The 4036-nt window shown below is 69.8% G+C and carries 4 protein-coding genes; all 4 read right to left on the bottom strand.

The genetic code is table 11. The features are described from left to right. Positions 1–418, bottom strand: a 418-nt coding sequence (locus tag AC2W7M_RS21295; RefSeq protein ID WP_486134714.1) for a CbiM family transporter, incomplete at its 3' end; no start/stop codon positions are given. Between the two features lie 7 nt (positions 419–425). Further along, the gene (locus tag AC2W7M_RS21300) at positions 426–1208 is read right to left on the bottom strand and encodes a DUF4198 domain-containing protein (protein ID WP_486134720.1); all 783 of its coding nucleotides are present in this window, start codon (positions 1206–1208) and stop codon (positions 426–428) included. Between the two features lie 441 nt (positions 1209–1649). Next, entirely contained in the window at positions 1650–2828 is a 1179-nt protein-coding gene (locus tag AC2W7M_RS21305) for an acyl-CoA dehydrogenase family protein (RefSeq protein WP_486134716.1), read from the bottom strand. A 1-nt stretch (position 2829) separates the two neighbouring features. Beyond that, positions 2830–3825: a Bug family tripartite tricarboxylate transporter substrate binding protein gene (locus AC2W7M_RS21310; RefSeq protein ID WP_486134718.1), complete on the bottom strand. Its 996-nt coding sequence runs from the start codon at positions 3823–3825 to the stop codon at positions 2830–2832. Between the last annotated feature and the right edge of the window lie 211 nt (positions 3826–4036).

Raw genomic sequence — 4036 nt, forward strand, 5'->3', positions numbered from 1 at the left:
ACCGGCGAGGGCGCCAACGGCCCCCGCCTTGGCGGGCGAGGCGCCGCGCCAGCAGGGGCTGGAGCAAGACGCCGCACACGAGCCCCGGCAGGGCGATGGTCACGGTGTTGACGCCCAGCGTGGTCAGCCCGCCGAAGCCGAACAGCAGCGCCTGGAGCACGAGGCCGACAAACACGGCGGGAAACACCGCCGGGCCGATCATCAGCCCCATGAGCCCCGACAGCAGCAGGTGCACGCTCGACGGCCCCACCGGGATTGCCACCAGCGACACGGCGAAGAAGCCGCAGGCGAGGATGGCGACCTTCGGGATCTCCTCCTCGCCGATGCGCCTCAGCCCGTAGCCGATCCCCGCCACGGCCAGCACGGCGCCGCCGGCGAGCACCGGAACCGAGAGGACGCCGTCGGGGATATGGGCCATCGCCGCCTCACTTCGCCTGGGCGGATGCCGCGGCGGGGACCATGTCGGTGGCCTTCACCCACATGAGGGCACCGAGCTCTACCGGTACCTTCTTGCCGTCCGGTGCGGTCATGGGGGCGTCCGCTTCCACCAGAGCGGCGAAGCCCCACCAGCCGGCGCGCGGCATGGCATAGGTGAAGACACCGTCCTTGTCGGCCTTGATGACCTGGGTGACGAAGGCGTCGTTGGGCGCCTTCACCTTGCCGTCATTGACATATTCCACCTCGACCTCGGCGAACGGCACTGGCTTTCCGGCCTTGCGCACGATGCCGCGGAAGACGTTGCCGGTCCAAAGCCCGGTGGGCCGCGCAAGGGGCTCGATCTCCACCGGCAGGCCGACCATGGCGTCCCAGCCCTCGCCGGAGGCGAAGCCGTCCACCACCACCTTGGCGTAATGGATGATGAACTTGCCCTCGGCGGGCTCGAAATAGGGCTGCGGCTCGACGAAGAACACGGCGGCGCCGGGCTGCTTCAGGTCGTAGGTGGCGCGCCAGGCGCCCTTGCCGTCCCGGGCGGCGTCGGTCAGCGTCGCGGTGAGGTCGCGCACCTTGCCGTCCGCCTTCACGCCGAAGCGCTTGGGCTTCTTCATGTCCATCATCGGCCCGCCCTCCATGGGGTGGGTGAAGACGAGGTCGAGCGTCACCGGGCCGCCGTCCGGCAGCACGTCGGCGGAGGGCAGCAGCTCCTGGAAATGGGCGGCGGCGGGGGCGGCCGCGAGGGCCGGCACGAGAAGGCCGAGGCCGGCAACCAGCGCGGCCGCGCGGACCTGTGAAAACCCTGGGTCATGCTGCTGTCCCCCCACCCTCGCCGCCCGACCGGCGACGCTTCAGATTCATACTTTCTGTAAAAATCGTCATACGTCAACTGGAATGGAGCGGGGACGAATGGCCGCGTGTGCGCCTCCGGTGCCGCGGGGTGGGAGGGGCTGGGCAGGTGGTGTGGGCATGTCCCGACGCGCGGTTGCCGGGGCTCCAGATGCTGCTGCGGATGCTCGCGAGGCGCCGTCCCTGCTTCGGCCCCCCTCCCCGCACGCGGGAGAGGGGGGCCGGTCAGGCGCTTAGGAAGAGGGAAGGCCGGTCTGGGGTCTGCGGGAAAGGGGAGTTGGATCCTGGCCTGCGGGCCTGGGCACTCGGACCCGGGCGCGGCCTCAGCGCGTTCGCGGCAACGTCGCGTCACACGGCCGGCGCCGCCGTCACTCCAGCGGCAGCGGCCGGCCCCGGCGCAGGACGGCGCGGGCGATGTTGGTCTGCTGGATCTGCGAGGTGCCCTCGAAGATGCGGAACAGGCGTACGTCCCGGTAGAGGCGTGCCACGGCGCGCTGCTCCAGATAGCCTTGCCCGCCGAGCATCTGCACCACCCGGTCCGCCACCTTCGACACCATCTCGGAGGCGAACAGCTTGGCGCAGGCGATCTCGACGATGGGGATGGGCGGGCCGCGGTCGAAGCCGCGCGCCGCCTCCAGCACCAGAGCGCGGGCGGCGAGCACCTCCGACTGGCTCTCGCCGAGCAGCACCTGCATGGCCTGGAACTCGCCGATCGGCTTGCCGAACTGCTCGCGCTCCAGGAGATAGGCGGTGCCCTCATCCAGCAGCCGCAGCGCCTGGCCGACGCAGGTGGCGCCCACATGGGTGCGGGCGTGGTTGATGCCGCGCAGCGCCTTCTTGAGACCGTTGCCCTCGGTTCCGCCCACCAGAGCGGACGCCGGAACCCGGCATTCGGCGAAATGCACCTCGCCCACATGGGAGCCGCGCTGGCCCATCATGCGGTCGTGCGGCGGGGTCGAAAGCCCGGCCGTGCCGCGCTCCACCAGCAGGCAGGAGAGCGCGTCCGCGCCCTCCCCCTCGCCGGTGCGCGCCACCACCATGAACACGTCCGCATCCGGCGCGTTGGTGATGTAGCGCTTGGTGCCGGTGATCACATAATGATCGCCGTCGCGCACCGCGCGGGTTTCCACCGCCCCCGCGTCGGAGCCCGCCGCCTCCTCGGTGAGGCAGAAGGCGCCGGTCATGGCGCCCGACGCCATGGCCGGCAGATAGCGCCGGCGCTGCTCGTCCGTGCCGTAGTCGAGGATGACCTGCGAGGTCAGGCCGATGGTGGTGGAGAAGCGCGAGCGGTAGACCGCCGAGGCCTGGGTGAACTCCATGGTGAGCAGCGCCTGCTGCTCCATGGTCCAGCCAAGTCCGCCATACTGGTGAGGCAGCGTGATGCCGAACAGGCCGATGCGCCGCATGGCCTCGACGATGTCGGCGGGGATCGCGTCGTCGTGTTCGACCACGTCTTCCGCCGGGCGCAGCACCTCCCGCGTGAAGGTCCGGATTTCCTCGAGATAGTCTTGGAACGAGACGTTCCGGGGAGAGGCCGCGCCGTGCATGTCACTGCACCGAGATGCCGGCGGACTTGATGACCTCGGCCCACTGGTCGCGGTCCTTGACCATGAAGGCGGCGAGCTCATCAGGGCTGGAGGGGGTGATGATCGCGCTGAGCGGCTTCATGCGCTCGATCACGCTCGGCTTGGCAAGGCCCGCCACCAGCGCTGCATTGAGGCACTTGATGGTCTTCTCCGGCGTGCCGGCGGGGGCGAGCACCGCGAGATAGGTGACGACATTGAAGCCCGGCACCACGGTCTCGGCCACGGTCGGCAGGTCCGGCAGCACATCGGAGCGCTTGTCGGAGGTGACGGCGAGCGCCTTCAGCTTGCCGTCCTTCACCAGCGGCACGGCGAGCGTCATGGTCAGCGCCATGGCCTGGATGCGGTTGGTGATGAGGTCCTGCGTCGCCTGCGGCTGGCCCTGATAGGGCACGTGCTGCATGTCGATGCCGGTCTTCGCCTTCAGCATTTCCATGGCGAGATGCGGCGAGGAGCCGGTGCCGGCCGAGCCGAAATTGATCTTGCCCGGATTGGCCTTCGCGTAGGCGATCAGCTCGGCCATGGAATTGACCGGCACTTCCGGGTTGACGACGATCAGGTTCGGCACCGAGCCGACCATGCCCACCGGCGCGAAGTCCTTGATGGCGTCGAAGGTGAGCTTCTTGTAGAGGCTCGGATTGATGGTGTGGGCGGCGCTGGCGAGAATCAGCGTGCGCCCGTCGGGGGCCGCGCGGGCCACGGCGGCGGTGCCGATATTGCTGCCGGCGCCGGCCTTGTTCTCGACGATCACGTTCTGGCCGACGCTGGTACGCAGTTCGTCCGCCACCACGCGGCCGACCAGGTCGACGACCCCGCCGGGGGCGTAGGGCACGACGAGGGTGATGGTGTCGGTGGTGCAGGCCTCGCCCGCCAGCACCGCTCCGGGCGCAAGGGCGAAGCCGAATGCCAGCGCGAAGCCGGCGCGGCGCAGATGACGAAGGACGGTGGGTGCGGTGGACATTGAGGCTCCTCCCGGAAGCGTGACCATGGCCCGTGCTGGTGCGGGCCTTCGATGACGCTGGCGAGGTTAATTCAAGTGATTTAAACTGGCAAGCCTGGGCTGGCCGGGGGAGGGGCGGATGGACGAGCCGAAAGCGGAGAAGCGCCGGGGACGCCCGCCGGGCAGCGGCCGCGCGCGCCCCGCCTGCTCCAGCTCCGCGAGCTTCTTCTCC

Source organism: Xanthobacter sp. BG11Y11_SDJG, from assembly GCF_057364445.1.